This window comes from Acidovorax sp., assembly GCF_046339755.1.
Lineage (GTDB): Bacteria > Pseudomonadota > Gammaproteobacteria > Burkholderiales > Burkholderiaceae_C > Acidovorax.
Window position 1 is genome coordinate 45,032 of record NZ_JBKDTZ010000214.1, and the last position, 18,848, is coordinate 63,879.

18 protein-coding genes are annotated in these 18,848 nt (G+C 68.9%); 4 read left to right on the top strand and 14 right to left on the bottom strand.

All coding sequences use genetic code 11. The annotated features are described in order from the left end of the window. Positions 1 to 21: 21 nt before the first annotated feature. Positions 22 to 1,671, bottom strand: a complete 1,650-nt coding sequence (locus tag ACK59X_RS17895) for a TIGR04028 family ABC transporter substrate-binding protein (RefSeq protein WP_409959376.1) — start codon at positions 1,669 to 1,671, stop codon at positions 22 to 24. A gap of 311 nt (positions 1,672 to 1,982) precedes the next feature. Between ACK59X_RS17895 and ACK59X_RS17900 the strand changes: the two genes are divergently transcribed. From ACK59X_RS17900 to ACK59X_RS17910, 3 genes are all read left to right on the top strand, one after another. Then, a complete protein-coding gene (locus ACK59X_RS17900) occupies positions 1,983 to 2,549 on the top strand; it encodes an OsmC family protein (protein WP_409959340.1) in 567 nt (188 codons plus the stop codon). 23 nt (positions 2,550 to 2,572) lie between these two features. After that, positions 2,573 to 3,373: a VOC family protein gene (locus ACK59X_RS17905; protein WP_409959378.1), complete on the top strand. Its 801-nt coding sequence runs from the start codon at positions 2,573 to 2,575 to the stop codon at positions 3,371 to 3,373. Between the two features lie 75 nt (positions 3,374 to 3,448). Further along, entirely contained in the window at positions 3,449 to 4,132 is a 684-nt protein-coding gene (locus ACK59X_RS17910) for a histidine phosphatase family protein (RefSeq protein WP_409959342.1), read from the top strand. Positions 4,133 to 4,139: 7 nt separating this feature from the next. Here the strand turns inward: ACK59X_RS17910 and ACK59X_RS17915 are convergent, their stop codons facing one another. The 12 genes from ACK59X_RS17915 to ACK59X_RS17970 form a co-directional block, all read right to left on the bottom strand. After that, positions 4,140 to 4,838: a hypothetical protein gene (locus ACK59X_RS17915; protein ID WP_409959344.1), complete on the bottom strand. Its 699-nt coding sequence runs from the start codon at positions 4,836 to 4,838 to the stop codon at positions 4,140 to 4,142. A gap of 28 nt (positions 4,839 to 4,866) precedes the next feature. Continuing rightward, positions 4,867 to 5,268, bottom strand: a complete 402-nt coding sequence (locus ACK59X_RS17920) for a response regulator (protein WP_409959346.1) — start codon at positions 5,266 to 5,268, stop codon at positions 4,867 to 4,869. Positions 5,269 to 5,273: 5 nt separating this feature from the next. Beyond that, positions 5,274 to 7,505, bottom strand: coding sequence for an ATP-binding protein (locus ACK59X_RS17925; RefSeq protein WP_409959348.1), 2,232 nt, complete (start codon positions 7,503 to 7,505; stop codon positions 5,274 to 5,276). Beyond that, positions 7,502 to 8,152: a biliverdin-producing heme oxygenase gene (locus ACK59X_RS17930; protein WP_409959350.1), complete on the bottom strand. Its 651-nt coding sequence runs from the start codon at positions 8,150 to 8,152 to the stop codon at positions 7,502 to 7,504. Before ACK59X_RS17930 ends, ACK59X_RS17925 begins: the two co-directional genes overlap by 4 nt. A gap of 173 nt (positions 8,153 to 8,325) precedes the next feature. Further along, positions 8,326 to 9,672, bottom strand: a complete 1,347-nt coding sequence (locus ACK59X_RS17935; protein ID WP_409959352.1) for a tetratricopeptide repeat protein — start codon at positions 9,670 to 9,672, stop codon at positions 8,326 to 8,328. Between the two features lie 44 nt (positions 9,673 to 9,716). Beyond that, positions 9,717 to 10,325, bottom strand: a complete 609-nt coding sequence (locus ACK59X_RS17940) for a hypothetical protein (RefSeq protein ID WP_409959354.1) — start codon at positions 10,323 to 10,325, stop codon at positions 9,717 to 9,719. 6 nt (positions 10,326 to 10,331) lie between these two features. Then, positions 10,332 to 11,735: an amidase gene (locus ACK59X_RS17945; protein ID WP_409959356.1), complete on the bottom strand. Its 1,404-nt coding sequence runs from the start codon at positions 11,733 to 11,735 to the stop codon at positions 10,332 to 10,334. 108 nt (positions 11,736 to 11,843) lie between these two features. Beyond that, entirely contained in the window at positions 11,844 to 13,334 is a 1,491-nt protein-coding gene (locus ACK59X_RS17950) for an ABC transporter substrate-binding protein (RefSeq protein ID WP_409959358.1), read from the bottom strand. A gap of 95 nt (positions 13,335 to 13,429) precedes the next feature. After that, positions 13,430 to 14,305 carry an ATP-binding cassette domain-containing protein gene (locus tag ACK59X_RS17955; RefSeq protein WP_409959360.1) on the bottom strand — a complete coding sequence of 292 codons (876 nt, stop codon included), beginning with the start codon at positions 14,303 to 14,305 and terminating at the stop codon, positions 13,430 to 13,432. Further along, positions 14,302 to 15,342, bottom strand: a complete 1,041-nt coding sequence (locus tag ACK59X_RS17960) for an ABC transporter ATP-binding protein (protein ID WP_409959362.1) — start codon at positions 15,340 to 15,342, stop codon at positions 14,302 to 14,304. Before ACK59X_RS17960 ends, ACK59X_RS17955 begins: the two co-directional genes overlap by 4 nt. A 55-nt stretch (positions 15,343 to 15,397) precedes the next feature. Further along, a complete protein-coding gene (locus ACK59X_RS17965; RefSeq protein WP_409959364.1) occupies positions 15,398 to 16,282 on the bottom strand; it encodes an ABC transporter permease in 885 nt (294 codons plus the stop codon). A 9-nt stretch (positions 16,283 to 16,291) separates the two neighbouring features. After that, positions 16,292 to 17,254: an ABC transporter permease gene (locus tag ACK59X_RS17970; protein WP_409959366.1), complete on the bottom strand. Its 963-nt coding sequence runs from the start codon at positions 17,252 to 17,254 to the stop codon at positions 16,292 to 16,294. Between the two features lie 231 nt (positions 17,255 to 17,485). Between ACK59X_RS17970 and ACK59X_RS17975 the strand changes: the two genes are divergently transcribed. After that, the gene (locus ACK59X_RS17975; RefSeq protein WP_409959368.1) at positions 17,486 to 17,746 is read left to right on the top strand and encodes a YfhL family 4Fe-4S dicluster ferredoxin; all 261 of its coding nucleotides are present in this window, start codon (positions 17,486 to 17,488) and stop codon (positions 17,744 to 17,746) included. 69 nt (positions 17,747 to 17,815) lie between these two features. Here ACK59X_RS17975 and pth read toward each other — a convergent pair whose 3' ends face one another. Further along, positions 17,816 to 18,451 carry an aminoacyl-tRNA hydrolase gene (pth, locus tag ACK59X_RS17980; RefSeq protein ID WP_409959370.1) on the bottom strand — a complete coding sequence of 212 codons (636 nt, stop codon included), beginning with the start codon at positions 18,449 to 18,451 and terminating at the stop codon, positions 17,816 to 17,818. Positions 18,452 to 18,848: the final 397 nt, after the last annotated feature.

Below are 18,848 nucleotides of genomic sequence, written 5' to 3' on the forward strand. Positions count from 1 at the left end.
CCTCCGTGCTGCTGCGTCCTATCAGGGCTGCTTGCTGACCCAGGTGCTGTAGAAGCTGGGCCGGCCTACCGCCTCGAAGCCCACGTCGCGCACCCAGGTGGCACCGGCGAAGGCCTGGGGCTCCTCGAACACCGGGATCACATAGGCCTGGTCGATCAGGTAGTGCTGCACCTCACCGGCCAGCGCCAGGCGCTTGGCGGGGTCGGTCTCGGCGGCGATGGCGTCGAGCAGGCCATTGAGCTTGTCATCGACAAAGGACTTGACCTTGCCGCTCACCCCGCCCTTTTGCAGCAGCACGTTGCGGTTGGTGGGGTAGTAGTTGCTCTTGATCACGTCGGGGTCGGCGCGGCCCACCATGCCGGGCGATACCGGGGTCTTTTCGGGGTCAAGGTTGTCCAGCGTGCGGCTGCCGCTGTCGCCGGCCAGCACATTGAGCTTCACGCCCACCTTGGCCCACTGCTGGGCGATGAGCTGCAGCGTTTCCTTGTTCTGCGGCTGGGGCAGGGATTCGTAGGCAGCGAGCACCAGCTCCTTGCCGTCCTTCTGGCGCAGGCCGTTGGCGCCCAGGGTCCAGCCGGCTTCGTCCAGCAGTTTCTTCGCGGCGGCCTCGTCGTAGGCCAGCTTGGCCGACAGGTCCACATAGCCTGCGGCTGTGGAGGCAATGACCGATTTCGCCTGCGGGTAGTTGGCCGAGAACAGGGTCTGCACAATCTCCTGCGTGTTGGTGGCGTGCAGCAAAGCCTTTCGCACCTTCACGTCGGCCACCAGGGCGTTGTCGGGGCGGAAGACCACGCTGTTGTTCACGCCGCGTGTGGAGGGGGCGTAGACCTGGAACTTCTGTTCCTGCACGCGCTTTTCGTCATAGGCCTGCACCTGGCGGATGAAGCCGGCCTGGCCGGCCAGCAGCGCGCCGATGCGCACGCTGTCCTCGGGCGTCACGATGAACTTGACCTCATCGAGCCGGGCGCGGCCCTGGTGGGCCAGCCTGGCCGGGCCCCAGGCGTATTCCTTGCGCGCCTGCAGGGTGAGCTCCTTGCCCAGGGTTTCGCTGGTGACCACGAAGGGGCCGGATCCGATGATCTTGGTCGCGTCGCCCAGCTCCTCGAAAGGCCGGGCCAGCGTGGCCAGCGACACCAGGCCCGAGCCGATGACCGAGGTGCCCTGCAGGAAGCCCGGCGAAGGCTTCTTGAAGGTGAACTTCACCGTGAGCGGGTCCAGCACCTCGCTTTTCTCATAGTTGTTGATGACCTCCGAGACCGGGTGCCTGAGCTCCTTGTTGCCCAGGCCGTAGGTGTCGAAGTTCTTGGCCACGGCGGTGGCGTCGAGCGGCGTGCCGTCGGAGAAGGTGACGCCCTTGCGCAGCTTGAAGGTGTACTCGGTGGCCGTGGCGTTCACCTCCCAGGACTCGGCGATCCAGGGCTGGATCTCCAGCGTCTTGGGGTCCTGGTAGGTGAGCTTGTCGGTGATCTGATTGAGCACGCCGCCGTTGGGGTAGAAGCCCCCGGCCGGCGGGTACAGGTTGGTGTGGGCCTGCTGCTCCAGGTACACCAGGGTGCCGCCCTGCACGGGGCCGTCGCTGGCCGTGGCAGAGGCTGGCGCGTCCTTCTTGGAGCAGCCCGCCAGCAGCACGCCCAGTGCCAGCACCGGGATGCCCACTGCAGCCCAGACCATCGATTTCTTCAGGGGAAACACGTTCATACCTCACCGCCTAACGCTCTTTCAAGACCGGCTGCCGCCCCATGGCGCAGGCCCGGCCCACGCAATTCATGGTATCGGCGCTACATAAGCGCATTGGTATAAAAAGTAGCATCGTTATTTGAAAACCGTGCATGGACGGCGCTGCGCCGCATATCCGGAATGCGCATAAGCGCACGCGGTTTTGTCGCTTCCCAGGCAGCGGCGCGGCGCCCAACAATGGCCTGAACGTCCGTGATCCGCGCTCTGTCTGCGGCGGCACGCACACACCGGAGAACCGCTGAGCCATGAGCCATCTGAACGAGTACCTTGCCGAGAAACGCGCTGCCGTGCTGGCGCGCCAGGCCGCCATCGACGCCGGCACGGCCCAGCCCGCCGCCCTGAAGGCGCGCGTGAGCGCGGAGGGCCGCAGCGGCGTGCGCCGCCTGCGCATCCGCGACCACCAGGTCATCAGCGACAGCCCGCCCGACTTCGCGGGCTACAACCTGGGGCCGAGCTCGCCCGAGCTGCAGCTCGGCGTGCTGGGCACCTGCGTCACGCACATCTTCCTGATCCAGGCAGCCGAGCGCCAGGTGCCGCTGGAAAGCCTGGAGGTCGAGGTCAGCGGCATCATCGACCCGCGCGGCGGCAAGCCCGGGCATGAGGCCACCCCGATCTGGCCGCACGAGATCGCCTACACGGTGCACATCGACTCCCCCGCAGGCCGCGCCGAGATCGATGCCCTGTTCGAGGCGGTGGAGCGCAACTGCCCCATCCTCAACCTGCTGCGCAACCCGCAGGCCATCCGCGCCGAGGTAAAGCTCACCAATTCCAAGGCTGCCGTGCCTGTGATCGAAGAGGCGGTGGCGGCATGAGCGCCGGCACCCCCGCTCAGGCCCTGGCCTTGCCATTGGACCATGTGGTCATCGCCGTCAACGACCTCGGGGCCACCATCGCCGACTACCAGGCGCTGGGCTTCAACGTGCTGCGCGGTGGCGACCACCCCGGCCGGCCCACGCACAACGCCCTGGTGGTGTTTGCCGACGGCAGCTATTTCGAGCTGATCGCCTGGCGCGAACCAGCACCCGCCGATCGCTGGTGGCAGTTGCTGCAGCAGCACGGTGAAGGCATCGTGGACTTTGCCCTGCTGCCGCCCGGCACCGCCACCACGGTGGCCGCGGCGCAGGCGCGCGGCCTGGCGCTGAGCGGCCCGCACGACGGCGGGCGCGTGCGGCCCGACGGCGAACAGCTGCGCTGGCAGACGGCGCGCCCGCCCTCGCACGATCTGCCCTTTCTGTGCGGCGACCTCACGCCGCGCGCGCTGCGCGTTCCCGAGGGCGATGCACGCGTGCATCCCAACGGCGCCATCGGCGTGGCCAGCCTGTCTATCGCGGTGCACGACCTGCCCGCCAGCCTGGGCCGCTACCGGGCCCTGCTGGGCGAGCCACCGCAGGGCGCACCGGCCAGCCATGCCAGCGCCGCAGTGGACCTGCCCCACAGCGACGTGCAGATCGGCCTGGTGCGCGCCGGTGCCAGCACACTGGTGCTGAGCGCGCCGCGCGGCGGCGAGGGCGCCTTGGCCCGGCACCTGGCCACGCGCGGCGAAGGGCCGTATGCCCTGGTGCTGGCCCGCGCCACCGGGGGCAGCGCGCCGCTACTCGACCCGGCGCTGGCGCATGGCGCACCCCTGCGGTTCTGACGGCAGACCCTCCGGGGGTGCGTACCGGAAGGCGACCGGCTTGCAATGCGGTGCATGCATTCGATAATGGACGGGATGACCGAACTGATACTGATACGCCACGGTGAAACCGACTGGAACCGTGAGCTGCGCTTCCAGGGCCAGGTGGACGTACCCCTGAACGCCACGGGCCACGAACAGGCGCGCCGCCTGGCAGAGCGCCTGGGCGCAGAGCGACTGGCGGTGGACCACCTGGTCAGCAGCGACCTGATCCGCACCCGCCAGACCGCGCAGCCCGTGCTGGGCGCCCTGCTGCCTGCGCTGCACATCGACAACGTGGTCGATGCCAGCCTGCGCGAGCAGAGCTTCGGCCTGGTCGATGGCATGCGCGTGGACGACATCAAGCTGCAGCATGCGGGGGCGTGGGAGAACTGGCTGCGTTTCGACGCCGATGGCGGCATGCCGGGTGGCGAGACCACGCGCCAGTTCCATGCCCGCGTGATGGATGCGGTGCGCCGCCTGGCGCAGGAGTACGCGGGCAAGACCCTGATGGTGGTCACGCACGGTGGCGTGCTCGACATGGTCTGGCGTACTGCGAAGGGTGTGGGTCTGCACGGCCCGCGCCAGAGCGATATCCCAAACGCGGGTTTCAACCGCGTGCGCCTGGATGGCGACGCCATCGAGCTGTTGCACTGGGCCGATGTGCGCCACCTGGCAGACCTGCCGCCCCAGCCGGTCTACGACCAGAAGAAGCTGCTGGCGGAGACTGCTGCCGAGTGAGGGCGTTTCAGGGTGGCAGGGTGATGTCGACCTGCGGCCCGGCCACCTGAACCTGCACGCCCAGGGGCTGCGCCAGTTGCAGCAGGGCCGCCAGATCCAGCGCCGGGGGGCGCGCGGGGCCACCGGCCTCCGGGGTTGGCAGCATGTCCTGCGGGGCGGTCGAAGTCCCCTGCGCGAGCACCCGCACGCCCAGGGCGCCAGCGGGCTCCACCGTGATCCGCGCGGGCGCCGGGCCGGGCTGCTCGGCCAGGTGGTAGATGGCGGCCAGCACCAGGTACAGCAGCGAGTGCGGCACCTTGGCATTGCCCTCCCAGCCGGGGGCGTCTTCGGCCAGGGGCTCCATCTCGGTGCCGCGCACCATCAGCATGGGGCGCGCCAGTTCCACGGCTTCACGCGCCAGTTCCTGCACGGTGTGGCGGTCGTTGATCTGCAGGTCCCACAGCCGCAGGCGGCGGATGTGGCGCGCAATCTCGGCGAGCTGCTCCTCGATCTGCTCCACGCGCTCCACGGCCTGCTCGGGCGCCATGTCGCCCTGGCCCAGCCGGCGCTTGAGCAGCATGGTACCCATGCGCATCACCGACAGGGGGCTGGCCACGTCGTGCCGCAGCACCGGCATGGCACGCATCAGCACGGCATGCTGCAGGCCGGCATCCGTCAGTTCCCGGGTGCGGTCGGACGGGGAGGGTGCGGATTTCTTGGCGGGCATGGGCGGAGGATGGCGGTCGTGGTGGCGCTCAGGGCGCGGGAGGGGCCTGCAGCGCGGCAGCGCAGCGCGCCAGCAATGCGTCGAAGGCGTCGAAGTCGAGCGGCTTGCCCAGGATGTAGTCGAAAACGCCCATCTGTCCCCCGGCTGCCTGTACGCCGCCCGAGGCCATGCCGGTGATGGCGATGGCAAAGCAGGGGCCTGCACCATGCGCGGCCACGCTCTCGCGCAGCAGCGGCACGAGGTCCGAGCCGCTCATATCCGGCAGGTTCTGGTCCACCAGGAAGATCTGCGCGGGTTTCTCGCGCGCCAGTGCCAGGGCCCGGGCCGCGGTAGGGGCCGTGCGCACGGCATGGCCCTCCATGGACAGCAGTTCTTCCAGGAGTTCGGTGGCGTCCTGATTGTCGTCGATGAGGAGGATCTCTAGCGGCATGTTGGTCAGGCAAGGGAATGGTCGGTGGCGCCCGGCGGGCGCAGGGGCAGGTGCACGGTGAAGACCACGTGCGGCGCCTCGTGCGCGTAGCCGATGCTGCCGCCGTGGCCCTGCACGATCTGGTGAGCTATGTACAAGCCCAGGCCCAGGCCGGAGCGGTTGCGCGCCTTGCCCACGGAGGAGGCTTTGAATGGCGTGAACAGGTCGGCCGCCACCTCGGGCGCGATGGCCGGAGCCACGTTGCGCACCTGCACCACCGGTCCGGCCGGCGTACCATGGGCATGCACTTCGACCGGGTGGCCGGCATCGCCATGGTGGCGCGCATTGCTGATGAGGTTGGCGAACACCTGGGCGATGCGGTCGGGGTCGGCCTCTGCGCGCAGGCTGTCCGGCAGGTGTGCCACCAGTTGCAGGCCCGGGTGGGCTGTGCGCGCCTCGTCCATCAGGTCGGCCAGCAGTTGCACCAGGTCGATGGTCGTGGGCCGCAGGTCCAGGCCCAGGCGGCTTTGCAGGCGCGACATGTCCATCACCTGGCTCACCAGGCGCTGCATGCGGCTGCTGCTGGACTGGATGCGTTGGCCCAACCGGCCGGTGCTGCCATCGGTGCCATTGTTCTTTTCGAGCACCCGCGCTGCCATGCTGATGGAGTGCAGCGGGTCGCGCAGATCGTGGCCGAGCACGGCCATCAGGTGGGCGCGGGCGTTGTTGAGTTCGGCGTGCCGGGCGTTCTGGGCGCGCACCAGCTCGGCCAGCAGTTGCCGGGCGATCTCCAGGTCGTCAGCGGCCCACTGCTCGGCCGTGGAGCGCACGATCTCCTTCCACAGGTCGAACGAGCCGCGTGGCGTGAGGCGCGGGCCCAGGGGGCCGGGGCGCACCTCCTTCTCGGGCTTGCCGCCCCAGTGGATGGTCTCGATCTGCTCCTTGCGCAGGAACACCAGCCAGCTGCCCCGGTTCCTGTCCAGTGGCAGGGCCAGCACGCCGCACCACGGGGCCATCTGCACGGCGATGCCCGGCGCTTCCAGCGGCAGGGCATGGGTGGCGTAGAGCGCGCTGCCGTCCTGCGTGGTGTCGAGCCAGTGCAGCAGGGCCCGAGCGGCCGTGTCCGGGATACCCCCTTCCAGGCACAGCTTGCTGTGCTCGGAGACGATGATGGCGTCGGCATGCATCGACGCGGCCAGGGCGGTGGCATGCGAGCACAGGGCCGCGAATTCGTCATCGGAGTGCAACACGCTTTCCATCACGCGCGTGCGCAGTTCGGCCACCTGCTGCTGGCGCTCGGCCTGCTTGCGCGCCAGGGCCGCCTGGATGTTCGCGCCCAGCATCTGCGCCATCACGTCGCAGGCCATGCGCACGCTGTAGGGCACCTGGCGCGGGCCCATGTGGTGGCAGGCGAGCAGGCCCCACAGCCGGTTGTTGATGACGATGGAGATGCTCATGGACGCGCCCACGCCCATGTTGTTCAGGTACTCGATATGGATGGGCGAGACGCTGCGCAGGATGGCGGCGCTCAGGTCCAGCGGCTTGCCACCGGCCTGCTGCTGCAGCTGAACGGGCTCGGCGCGCACATCGGCGATCAGGCGCAGGGTGTTGGCCACATACAGCGCGCGTGCCTGCGCCGGGATATCGCTGGCCGGGTAGCGCCGGCCCAGGTAGGAGTCCAGGAAGTCCGCACGCGATTCGGCCACCACGTCGCCGCTGCTGTCAGGCCGAAAGCGGTAGGCCATCACGCGGTTGAATCCCGTGAGCGCCCTGAGCTCCTGGGTCGCCAGTTGCAGCAGGTCGTCGATGGAGGCACGCGGGCGGCGCAGCTTCTCCATGGCCCGATGGGCCTGAACGGCAAAGCCCGTGAGCTCGTCGGATGAGGCCTGGCGTGCCTCGAACTCCATCACCAGCAGGTCGTGCGACTGGTGCAGCACCACGTCGAAGCTGTGGCCCGCGGCTTCCAGCTCAGTCGGCATGGGCAGGTCGGCCGCGGCACCCAGGGCGGCAAGACCTTCGTCGAGCAGCTCGCCGAGCCCCGGTTGCTGTGCCACCAGCGCGCTGTCGCGCAGCGCGTCGCCAGGCTGCACGGCATGCCCGAGCAGGTCCTGGGCGTTGCTGCTGGCGTGGCGCACCACGCCGCTCGCATCCACGGCCAGGAGCACGCCGTGGGACTGGATGGAGCCCGGGATGTGGATGGGCTCGCGGTCGCAGTTTTCCAGCGTGGTGGCTTGCACAGGGGCCGCACTGGAGCTCATGCCGGCGTTCCCTGTGTGGCATCGAAATGCACCTGCAGGCCCTGGAAGGCGGCCAGTGCGCCGTCGCATGCAGCCGCAATGGCCGGGGGGGACGCTACGCGGGCGCGCAGCAGGGCCATAAAGGCCTTCCAGCGCGCGCCCGTACCGGCGCCATCGCCCTGCAGGGTGCGCAGCGGGTGCGGCGCAAGCCGGGGCGCCAGGCCGCGGTAAAGCACCTGCCCGCCGAGCTGGGAGCCTTCCACCACGTAGGCCAGGCCCCAGCGCACGGCATCGGCATGGTGAGGGTGGCGCTCCAGGGCCCTGTCCAGGCACAGCACGGTGGCCGCACTGGGGTGGGGCCATGGCAGGATGGGCTCCGAGGCCGCATGGGCCAGGTCCTCGCGCATCGCGGACAGCCGCGCGGCCGGGGCGAAGCAAAAGCCGGTTTCGCGCGCCTGCATGTGCTCAAGCGCGGGCCAGAGGGCCTGCAACCAGGCCGACAGCGCATGGACATGGCGCAGGTAGTCGGCCAGGCTGGCATTCGCACGGGCGATGGGCAGCCCGGAGTCGAGCTGGGCATGCCGTACCGCCGTCGCATGCCGCAGCGCCTGCAGTGCGTCGGTGGCGGCGGGCTGGGGGAGCGTGGGTGCGAGGGCGGTGTGCTGCAAGGTACGGGAGACCTGTGGAAGGAATGGGGCGCACCGCACCCCCAGGGCGCTGTGCGCTCCCATTCTAGAACCGGATTGCCCGGCGCAGGCCCCGTGCCATCAGGGGTTTGCACGGCGTGCAGCGCGCAGCCTTGGGAGTGGGCTGGGCGGCTACGGCAGCATGCGGTGTTGTCCTACGTGTGACCCAGGGCGCCGTCCAGCGCGAGGGCCCCGTACACGGCCCGAAGCTGCCGTGCCAGCCGCAGCGACTCGGGCTGGGCATTGGCCTGGGGCTGCAGCAGGTTCTGCACCGTGGCCCACTGGCCGCTGCGGGCCAGCGCATCGAGGTAGATCTGGTGGAACAGGTCGCGCTGCGCATGGCTGCCGCCCACGGCCACCAGTTGGGGCAGGGCCAGGCCCAACTGCCGCGCTGCCGAGGCCCAGTCGCCCGTGGCATGCGCGAGCAGGCCATGCGCAGCGGGCACGCAGACCTGCTGCCACACGGTGCGCTCATGCGCTTCGCTGCGGCTGGCCGCGTGCACGGTGATGTGCTGCAGCAGCGTGCGGGCCTCGTCCACCCGGCCGGCACGCGCCAGGCCGTAGAGGTACTGCAGGTCCAGGAAGGGCAGCACCTGGTCCGACAGGCGCAGCGCCAGGTGGCCTGCCAGGTCGGTCCAGCGCGCAGGGCCCACGTCCACGCCGGCCAACTCCAGCCGTGCGAGCAGCGAGACAGCGTTGATCTGGTCCTGCGTGTACTCCTTGACCACGCCCCAGACCTGCTGGTCGTACAGCGCCAGCACCTCGGCATGGCGCTCCTGCTCCAGCAGGAACAGGGCCTGGTGCCACCAGTTGTGCGTGACCATGAAGGAGTTCAGACCCGTCCAGGTGTCGCTCACGCTGGCGAGGAAATCCGCTCCTTCGGCAATGCGGCCCTGGGTCAGCATCACGTGTGCCAGTGCATGGTGGGCCCAGGGCTCCTTGCGGCACAGCGCCACGGCATGCCGGGCCGATGCCTCGGCGCGGTCGAGCAGGTGGCACTGCTCCCAGCCGAAGGCCAGCATGCCATGCAGGTAGGGCACCTCGGCTGCAGCAGGCAGGGCGGCCAGGGCGATGCGCAGCATGCCCGGCGAGTCGCCGCGGTTGAACAGGTGGTACTGGCCCAGCTTGAGCGAGGCCAGGTCGCGCGGGTTCAGGCGGGCCTGCTCTTCATGCAGCGCAATGGCGCGCGGAAGGTCGCCCGCGACCCAGGCGGCCACGGCAGCGACGAAGCGCTGCTCGCGCTCCGTCGCATGGTCGGCAGCCGCCTGCGCGCGCTGCAGGTAGGGGAGCGCGTTGCGGGGTGCGTCGGCCGACTCGGCAAACATGTGCAGCGCCGCGCAGCAGGCCTGCACGATGGCGCTGTGGTCCTGCTCTGCAGCGAGTACGTTCACGGCGCGAGCCTCGCAGGCGATGAAGCCTTCGACGAAGTCGTTCAGCGCCGCAAGGCTGCTCTGGTCCTGCAGGGTGACGGGGTTGCCCAGGCTGTCGGTGGCGGTGTGCATCGGTGCATTGTGCGGGGTGGGCAGTCACCCCGTCCTGAGGCAACTCATTTGCCCTCGATGAGGGCGAGGTATGCGGTGCGGGTGGCGGGCGACACCGAGGCCACGAGTTGCTCGTGCGGCGTCTTGTGGCGGGCCAGCATGCGCGCCGTGGCGATGGTCTTGGACTTGCAGAACCAGTGGCAGCTGTGCTGCATGAGCAAGAGCTCGGCCGTCATCACGAAGGCCTTGTCCTTGGGCGTGCGATGCTCGCTGTTTTCCGCCACGCTGGCGATGCCGCGCGCATGGATGGCCAGGGCGCGGCGCATGTCGAAGGTGGCCGCGGGCAGGATGGCCTGTGCGAAGGGGATGGCCAGGGCCAGCCGGCTCACGCGGGCCTGGGCTTCATCCACCTTGGCGAAATCGGCTGCGAAGCGCGTGAACTGCTCGGCCAGCTGCGATTCGGTGGTCTCCAGCAGCGACCATATCTGGCTGCGCCGCTCGTCGGTGCTCTCTCCCAGTGCGCGCAGGTAACCCTCGGTCAGCGCTTCCATGAGCTTTTCGATCTGGTAGTTGGCCAGGTGTGCCCCGAGCAGCGCAATGCGCTTGCGCTGCTCCTTGGCATTGAGCATATAGATGCCGCTGGCGATCAGGATCGACAGGATCAGGACGTCCATGGCGGATCAGCCCTTGGGTGGCTGCGGCCAGGGGCGCTGCGCGCCGCGGACCAGCTCGAAGGCGCGCGAGACCTGAAGCACCCCGAGGTCGTCGAAGCGCGCGCCAGCGATCTGCAGGCCGATGGGCAGGCCGGCCTGGGTGTAGCCGCAATTGACCGAGGCGGCGGGCTGCTCGGACATGTTGAACGGCACCGTGAAGCCGATGTGCTCCAGCGGGCGCAGCGGGTCGTTGGTGGGCGAGGGCAGCTCGGCCTGGAAGGCGACATTCGGCGCCACCGGCGAGATCACGTAGTCGAACGCGCTGCACGCCTTGACGGTGGCCACGCGCGTTACATGAAATTGCTGGCTGGCATTGAACACGGCGGTGCCCGACATGCCCTCGGCGCTGTCGGCCCAGGCGCGGATATAGGGCAGGACCTTGTCACGCCTGGCGGCGGGCAGGGCCTGCAGGTCGGTAAAGGAGCGCATGCGCCAGAAGTGGTCCATGCCGTCGAGCATGGCCTGTGTCATGAACGGTTGCATGGGTACGATGGTGGCGCCGGCGGCCTCCATCAGGCGCGCGGCGTTCTCCACCGCGGCGCGCACCTCGGGATCCACGGGCAGGCCGCAGCCGGCGTCCAGCAGCAGGCCGATGCGCAGGCCGCGCAGGCGCTCGGCGCCCTGGTCGAACTGGTCCCAGGCAATGTCCTGCGCGGGCAGGGACATGCTGTCGCGTGCGTCGGGGTGGCTCAGGACCTGCATCATGAGCGCGGCGTCGGCCACGGTGCGGGTCATGGGGCCGGCGGCGCGCCCGGTGTAGGGCGGATCGATCGGGATGCGGCCCAGGCTGGGCTTGAGGCTGAAGATGCCGCACCAGCTGGCCGGCAGGCGCAGCGAGCCGCCAATGTCGGTGCCGATGTGCAGCGGGCCGTAGCCGGCGGCGGCTGCAGCGCCGCCACCCGCGCTGGAGCCGCCCGGGCCCTTGCTCGTGTCCCAGGGGTTGCGCGCCAGGGGATGGAAGCTCGACAGCCCCGAGGACAGCATGCCGTAGTCGGGCATGGTGGTCTTGGACACGAGCACGGCGCCGGCCTCGCGCATGCGCGCGGCCGGCGGGGCATCGGCTGCGGCGGGCACCAGCTCCACGGCGGCCGTTCCGGCCGGCAGCGGGTCGCCTTCGGTCGCGATGTTTTCCTTGATGGTGGCGGGCACGCCGTCCAGCGGGCCCAGGGGCTCGCCACGGGCCCAGCGCGCTTCGGAGGCGCGCGCCTGTTCCAGCGCCGATTCGGGGCGCAGCAGGTAGGTCGCCTGGATGTGGGGCTCCCAGGCCGCGATGTGGTTCAGCACGGCCTGCGTGACCTCGACGGGGGATAGCGTGCGCTGGCGGTAGGCAGCGATCAGTTCGTGGGCGGGCAGGTCGTGGAGGTCACTCATGGCAGGGGCTGGGGAGGGAAGGCGGGGCGGCTGCCGGCAGGGGCCGGCAGCGCACAGGGGCAAGGCGTCTCAGTGGCAGGGGCCTTGTGCAGCCCCCGCCAGTTTGCATCAGGACCAGGACAGGGCCGAGATGTCGTTCACGAACACGGGCATGTCTTTCCACAGGCCCTTGAGGTTCTTGTTGGCCACCGTGATCCACTGGTTCTGGTACAGGAAGGCGTGCACGGCATCCTGGGCCAGCAGGCGCTGGGCATCGCCGAGCAGGCGCGAGCGGTCGGCCGGGCGGGCGGCGTTCTTGATCTGGTTGAAGATCTCGTTGAACTTGGGCGAGTTGTAGCCCCAGTAGTAGTCGGGCTTGGCGAAGTTGCCCAGGTCGAACGGCTCCACGTGCGAGATGATGGTCAGGTCGTAGTTCTTGTTGCCGTAGGTGCCGCTGAGCCACTGGGCCCATTCCACGTTCTGCAGCTTGGCGGTGATGCCGATCTTGGCCAGCTGGGCCGCGATCACCTCGCCGCCCTGGCGCGCGTAGGGCGTGGGCGGCAGGGTCACGGTCAGCTCCAGCGGCGTCTTCACGCCGGCTTCGGCCAGCAGCTTCTTGGCCTTTTCCACGTCGTAGGGGTTCACGCCCGTGGTGTCCACGTAGCCGAAGGCGCCGGGCACGTAGTGGCTGCCGATGGGGGCGCCATAGCCGTCGGCCGCGCCTTCGATCACGGCCTTGCGGTCCACGGCGGCGGCGATGGCGCGGCGCACGCGCACGTCATCGAGCGGCTTCTTGGCGTTGTTGATGGCCAGGATGGTCTTGGCGCGCGAGCCGCTCACCACCCCCTGGCAGCGCGGGTTGGACTGGACCTGGGCGACGCTGCGCGGGGTGACGCGCGGGAAGGCGTCCACGTCGCCGGCCAGCAGCGCGGCGACCTGGGCCGCCGGGTCGGAGATGAAGCGGAAGGTGGCGCGCTTGATCTTGATCGTGGGGGCAGCGCGGAAGCCGCTCCAGGCGGCGAGCACCACGGATGAACCCTTGTTCCAGGCATTGAGCTGGTAGGGGCCGGTGCCCACGGGCTTGGTGGCATTGCCTTCAGCGCTCTTGGGCTCCACGATGATGGAGGTGGCCTGGCCCAGGATGAACAGCAGGTCGGGGTCGATATCCTTGTTGAGGACCACTACCGTGTAGTCATCCACCACCTGCGTGGTGAGGTTGGCGAAGGTGCGCTTGTCCTTGTTGGTGCTCTTCTCGCCGCCAGCGCGGTCGTAGGAGAACTTCACAGCGGCGGCATTGAAGGGCTCGCCGTTCTGGAAGGTCACGCCGCGGCGCAGCTTGAAGGTGTAGGTCTTGAGGTCGGGCGAGACCTCCCAGCTCTCGGCCAGCAGGGGCGAGACGCTGCCGTCGGCATTGATCTTGGTGAGCGTCTCGAAGATGTTGTACTGCACGATCTCGGCGATGGCCGAGGCGGCGCCGGCCGTCGGGTCCAGGCCTGGCGGCTCCAGCGTCATGGCCAGCACCACGGCGTCCTTGCGGCTCTGGGCAAGGGCGCCGAAGGGGGTGGCCAGGGGGACGGTGGCGATGGCGCCAGTGGCAAGAACGGTACGGCGGTTCAGCATGTTCGGACTCTCCAGACAAAAACCAGACGAAGGCCCCGGTGCAAATTGTTACCGGGGTGCACGGATGCTTTTTACACCATCGGGGAGGTGTGTGGTTATGCGTTTTGCGACGCTGCGGCTGCCCGGGCTGCGGCGCGGCGCGCACGCGCACGCCCGGGCTGCACCTGGGGCACGGCACCCACCAGCGATTGCGTGTAGGGGTGCTGTGCATTGCGGAACAGCTCGGCCGGCGAGCCGCGCTCCACGATGCGCCCCTGGTAGAGCACCACGACCTCGTCGCACAGGTGGTTGACCACCGCCAGGTCGTGGCTGATGAGCATGTAGGTGATGCCGAACTGCTGCTGCAGGTCCTGCATCAGGTTGAGCACCTGGGCCTGCACCGAGACGTCAAGCGCGCTCACCGGCTCATCGGCCACGATGAGGCGCGGGCGCGTGATCAGGGCGCGGGCGATGGCGATGCGCTGGCGCTGGCCACCCGAGAACTCGTGCGGGTACTTGTCCAGGTCGTTGGTGCGCAGGCCCACCTGGGCAAGCACCTGGCCGGCCTGCTCGCGCTGGGCGGCGCGGCTGGTCTCGCCCTGGGCCTGCAATGGCTCAGTCACGATGCGCTCCACCGTCTGGCGCGGGTCGAGCGAGCCATACGGGTCCTGGAACACCATCTGGAAGTCGCGCCGCGCGTGGCGCAGCTCGGCCGGTGGCAGCGCATGCAGGTTGCGCCCGAGCAGATGCACGGTGCCCGAGGTGGGCGCATCGAGCGCCATCACCGTGCGCGCCAAGGTCGATTTGCCCGAGCCCGATTCACCCACGATGCCCAGGCTGCGGCCCGTGGCGATGGAGAAGCTCACGCCGTTGAGCGCGTGCACCTTGCCCGGGGGGCGGAACAGGTGCTCGCGCGGCAGCGTGTACTCGCGCACCAGGTCGGTGACCTGGAGCAGGGGGCCGGTTGCCGGGGGCTGTGCGGGCGCGCTCATGCGGAGACTCCCACGGCGGGTGCGGCCTGCTGCGCGCTCAGCGCCTGGGCGATGGTCTCGTGGCGCAGGCAGCGCACGGCGTGCTCCCCGTCTTCGTCGCGGCCCACGATATTGGCGGCGGGGCGCTCGCTGTGGCAGATGTCGATGGTGTGGCTGCATCGGCCGGCAAAGGGGCAGCCGGCAGGCAGGTCCACCAGCTCGGGCACGGTGCCGGCAATGGTGGACAGGCGAGGGCGCTCGCCCGGCGCATGCACCGCGCCCAGGTGCGGGCGGGCGGCAAACAGGCCGCGCGTGTAGGGGTGCGCCATGGCGGAGAAGACCGAGGCGGTGGAGCCGCTCTCGACCACGCTGCCGCCGTACATCACGAGCATGCGGTCCACGTTCTGCGAGATCACGCCCAGGTCGTGCGAGATGAGGATGAGCGCCATGTTGCGCTCGGCAACCAGGTCGCTGATGAGGTCCAGGATCTGCTGCTGGATGGTCACGTCCAGCGCGGTGGTGGGTTCGTCGGCGATCAGCAGGTCGGGCCCGCAGGCCAGGGCCATGGCGATGGTGATGCGCTGGCGCTGCCCGCCCGAGAACTGGTGCGGGTAGGCGTCGAAGCGCTGGGCGGCGTTGGGGATGCCCACGCGGTCGAGCAGGGAAATGGCTTCCCTGCGCGCGTCGGCCGCGCCCATGCCGCGGTGCAGGCGCAGTGGCTCGGCCACCTGGCGGCCGATGGCGTGCACGGGGTTCAGCGCGGTCATGGGCTCCTGGAACACCATGCCGATGCGGTTGCCGCGCAGTCGGCACATCTGCGCATCGGTGCGGCCCACGAGTTCCTCGCCGTCGAAGCGGATGCTGCCGCTGACCTGGGCGCTCTCGGGCAGGAGGCCCATCAGCGACATGGCGGTGATGGACTTGCCGCAGCCCGACTCGCCGATCAGGCCCAGGGTTTCGCCGCGTTCCAGGGCAAAGCCCACGCCGCGCACGGCGTCGGCAGGGCCGCGGTGGGTCTGCAGGCGGATCTGCAGGTTGGAGACTTCAAGCAAGGGCATGGCAGCAGGTACTCGTCTTCATCGTCGTCTGGGTCGTTCTTGCTGGCACTGCCAGTCACCGCTTGCGCGACAAGCGGGGATCGAGCAGGTCGCGCAGGCCGTCACCGAGCAGGTTCAGCCCCAGCACGGCCAGCGCGATGGCCACGCCGGGCCACACCGCCAGCAGGGGGGCCTGGAACATCAGCGTCTGCGCCTCGCTGAGCATGCGGCCCCACGAGGGCTGGGGCGGCTGCGTGCCCAGGCCCAGGTAGGACAGCGCGGCCTCGGCCAGGATGGCGATGGCGAACTGGATGGTGGCCTGCACGATCAGCACCGACAGGATGTTGGGCAGCACATGCTCGATGGTGATGCGCCAGCTGCCCTTGCCGCAGGCGCGTGCGGCCAGGATGTACTCGCGCGACCACACGGCATTGGCAGAGGCGCGCGTGACGCGCGCGAAGGTCGGGATGTTGAAGATGCCGATGGCGATGATGGAATTGACGATGCCCGCGCCGAACACCGCCGTCATCATGATGGCCGAGAGGATGGCCGGGAAGGCGAAGGTGAAGTCGGCCAGGCGCATGATGAGCTCTTCCACCCAGCCGCGCTTGGCGGCCGCCAGCAGGCCCAGCGCCGTACCGATGGACAGGCCGATGCCCACGGCGATCACGCCCACGAGGATGGAGTTGCGCGCCCCCACGAGCAGCAGAGATGCCACGTCGCGCCCGAAGGCATCGGTGCCCAGCCAGTGCGACAGCGACGGCGGCTGCAGCTTGGAGGCCAAGTCCATCTCGTAGGGCGACCAGGGCGTCCAGACCAGGGACAGGCCGGCTGCCAGGAGCAGCAGCAGCGACAGCACGGCACCGATGACGAAGCTGCGGTGGCGCAGCGCACGGTGCCACCAGCCGGGAGAGGGAGCACCAGCGGGGCGGATGGGGGAAGTGGAGGGAACGGCGCTCATGGGGCTGTCTCAGATATCGCTGGCTTTGACACGCGGATCGATCACCGCATAAAGGATGTCCACCACGAAGTTCACGATGACCACCATGGCCGCGAGCAGCATCACGCAGTTGCGCACCACGATCAGGTCGCGGTTGGAGATGGACTGGAAGATCAGCCGCCCCAGGCCCGGCAGGTAGAACACGTTCTCGACCACGATGGTGCCGGCCAGCAGGTTGGCGAACTGCAGGCCCATTACGGTGATTACCGGGATCATGGCGTTGCGCAGCACATGGCCCCAGAGCGCGGCGCGCTGCGACAGGCCTTTGGCGCGCGCCGTGCGCACGAAGTCCTCGCGCAGCACCTCCAGCACGGCCGAGCGCGTGATGCGCGCCAGGATGGCAGCCTGCACCACGGCCAGCGCAATGGCGGGCAGCAGCAGCGCCTTGATGGCTTCGAGCGGGCTGCCGCCGGCATCCTCGGTCCAGCCCGGGAAGCCGCCGGCTGAGAACCACTGCAGCTTGACCGAGAACAGCAGGATGAGCAGGATGGCGAACCAGAAGTTGGGAATGGCGATGCCGATCTGCGCCAGGCCCATCACACCCACGTCACCCAGCTTGTTGTGGCGCGAGGCAGCGTACACACCCGCGATCAGGGCCAGCACCGTGGTGATGACCATGGCCATCAGCGCCAGCGGCACGGTGAGCGCCAGGCGTTCGAGCACGAGCTCCAGCACCGGGGTGCTGTAGGCGTAGCTGTCGCCCATGTCGCCTACCACCAGGCCGCTGATCCACTCCCAGTAGCGCTGCATGGCCGGCTGGTCCAGCCCCAGCTTGGTGGCCAGAGCCGCCACGGCATCGGGCGAAGCGTCCGGGCCCATGAGCATCTGCGCCGCATTGCCCGGCAGGATCTCCAGCACCAGGAAGACGACGATGGAGGCGCCGATCAGCGTTGCCAGGAGGGTGATGAACCGCTTGAGGAAGAACAGTCCCATGGTGGGGTGTCGTGTGGGTGGTGGTTGTTCTGTGTGGCGCCTGCGGCGTGCAACTCCAGGGCGTCACAATTAATGTGTATACACAGCATAACGGCAAAAACACCCCCATCGGTGGTGTTGTGTTCGGGTGTGGTTCACAGGGTACATCCGCTTACCACGGATAATGTGCACCATGAAGCGCGCAATGTCCTCCTTGTTTTCCATGGCACCCCGTGCGCAGGAGGGCGCGCCATGGCGTTGATGATCACCGACGAGTGCATCAACTGCGATGTCTGCGAGCCCGAGTGCCCCAACGATGCGATCTACCTGGGCGAGCAGATCTACGAGATCGACCCGCACAAGTGCACCGAGTGCGTGGGCCATTTCGATGAGCCCCAGTGCGTGCAGATATGCCCGGTGGCCTGCATTCCCGTGAATCCAGCGCATGTGGAGAGCCGAGAGACGCTGTGGCAGAAGTTCCAGCGCTTGCAGGCACCCTCGGCGCAGGCCTGATGCGTGCCAGGACCATCGAAACACAACAGCCCGCCAATCGGCGGGCTGTTGTGTTTTGAACCAGCGCATTCACTCCGGAGTGGGCGCCTTGGCAGTTGCCAGCTCCGGCGGCCGGGGTGGCTTGGGGCGCGGCGGCTTGACTGTGTGGATCAGCAGCGTGGCCTTGTCCATCTCGCCGGCCAGCATGGCGGGGTACGCCTTGACGGAGTGGACGATGGAGTCCTCGATGGCTGTGCGCTGGTCGGGCGCGGGCTTTTTCAGCACCCAGTTGGCGACTTCGGACTTCACACCCGGGTGGCCGATGCCGATGCGCAGGCGCCAGTAGTCCGGGGAGCCCAGTTGGGCGTGGATGTCGCGCAGGCCGTTGTGCCCCGCATGGCTGCCGCCGCGCTTGAGCTTGACCTGGCCGGGCGGGATGTCGAGCTCGTCATGCACCACGAGGACTTCCTCGGGCGTGATCTTGAAGAAACGCGCGAGCGAGGCGACCGACTTGCCCGAGAGGTTCATGAAGGTCTGCGGCTGCAGCAGCCACACGCTCTGGCCATGCACCGTGGCGCGCGCTGCCAGACCATGGTAGCTGCGCTCGGGGACCAAGTTCACCTTGAGTTCGCGCGCGAGGGCGTCGATCCACCAGTAGCCGTCGTTGTGGCGGGTGGCTTCGTAATCGGGGCCTGGGTTGCCCAGGCCGACAAATAGCTTGATCATGGGTGGAGATTATCGGTGGTGGGGCGGCTGTCGTCGTGTGGTTGTTGGTGGTTGCCGCATGCCTTGTTGAGGGCGGGAGCCGGGTCTCGGCCCGGCGGCCGAGGTACCTTTCTTTGCGTCGCCAAAGAAACGTACCCCAAAGAAAGGCGACCCCGCTGCCCGTGTCCCCCTCGCCCAGGGGCGAGGGGGCAGCCTGCGATGCTCGGTCCTGCGGTGTGCCGCAGAACTCGCTGCGTTCTTCGAACTCCGCTCAGACAGCTGCGGCAAGCTAGACAACGATGCGCGTGTCCTTCGGCACGCGCTCACCCCAGGCCCTGCGCTTCTCGGCACGGTCAGAAGGGGGTGGGAACGGGCCCCACACGGGCCATTGCTTCGCTCGGCCTGTGGTCCTTCGCTG

Bases quoted from the DNA above. Each gene is read 5' to 3' on its own strand.
- ACK59X_RS17960 (WP_409959362.1), bottom strand. From the start codon at position 15,342: ATGCCCTTGCTTGAAGTCTCCAACCTGCAGATCCGCCTGCAGACCCAC.
- ACK59X_RS17910 (WP_409959342.1), top strand. From the start codon at position 3,449: ATGACCGAACTGATACTGATACGCCACGGTGAAACCGACTGGAACCGT.
- ACK59X_RS17920 (WP_409959346.1), bottom strand. From the start codon at position 5,268: ATGCCGCTAGAGATCCTCCTCATCGACGACAATCAGGACGCCACCGAA.
- ACK59X_RS17900 (WP_409959340.1), top strand. From the start codon at position 1,983: ATGAGCCATCTGAACGAGTACCTTGCCGAGAAACGCGCTGCCGTGCTG.
- ACK59X_RS17950 (WP_409959358.1), bottom strand. From the start codon at position 13,334: ATGCTGAACCGCCGTACCGTTCTTGCCACTGGCGCCATCGCCACCGTC.
- ACK59X_RS17970 (WP_409959366.1), bottom strand. From the start codon at position 17,254: ATGGGACTGTTCTTCCTCAAGCGGTTCATCACCCTCCTGGCAACGCTG.
- ACK59X_RS17925 (WP_409959348.1), bottom strand. From the start codon at position 7,505: ATGAGCTCCAGTGCGGCCCCTGTGCAAGCCACCACGCTGGAAAACTGC.
- pth (WP_409959370.1), bottom strand. From the start codon at position 18,451: ATGATCAAGCTATTTGTCGGCCTGGGCAACCCAGGCCCCGATTACGAA.
- ACK59X_RS17965 (WP_409959364.1), bottom strand. From the start codon at position 16,282: ATGAGCGCCGTTCCCTCCACTTCCCCCATCCGCCCCGCTGGTGCTCCC.
- ACK59X_RS17940 (WP_409959354.1), bottom strand. From the start codon at position 10,325: ATGGACGTCCTGATCCTGTCGATCCTGATCGCCAGCGGCATCTATATG.
- ACK59X_RS17915 (WP_409959344.1), bottom strand. From the start codon at position 4,838: ATGCCCGCCAAGAAATCCGCACCCTCCCCGTCCGACCGCACCCGGGAA.
- ACK59X_RS17895 (WP_409959376.1), bottom strand. From the start codon at position 1,671: ATGGTCTGGGCTGCAGTGGGCATCCCGGTGCTGGCACTGGGCGTGCTG.
- ACK59X_RS17975 (WP_409959368.1), top strand. From the start codon at position 17,486: ATGGCGTTGATGATCACCGACGAGTGCATCAACTGCGATGTCTGCGAG.
- ACK59X_RS17945 (WP_409959356.1), bottom strand. From the start codon at position 11,735: ATGAGTGACCTCCACGACCTGCCCGCCCACGAACTGATCGCTGCCTAC.
- ACK59X_RS17955 (WP_409959360.1), bottom strand. From the start codon at position 14,305: ATGAGCGCGCCCGCACAGCCCCCGGCAACCGGCCCCCTGCTCCAGGTC.
- ACK59X_RS17935 (WP_409959352.1), bottom strand. From the start codon at position 9,672: ATGCACACCGCCACCGACAGCCTGGGCAACCCCGTCACCCTGCAGGAC.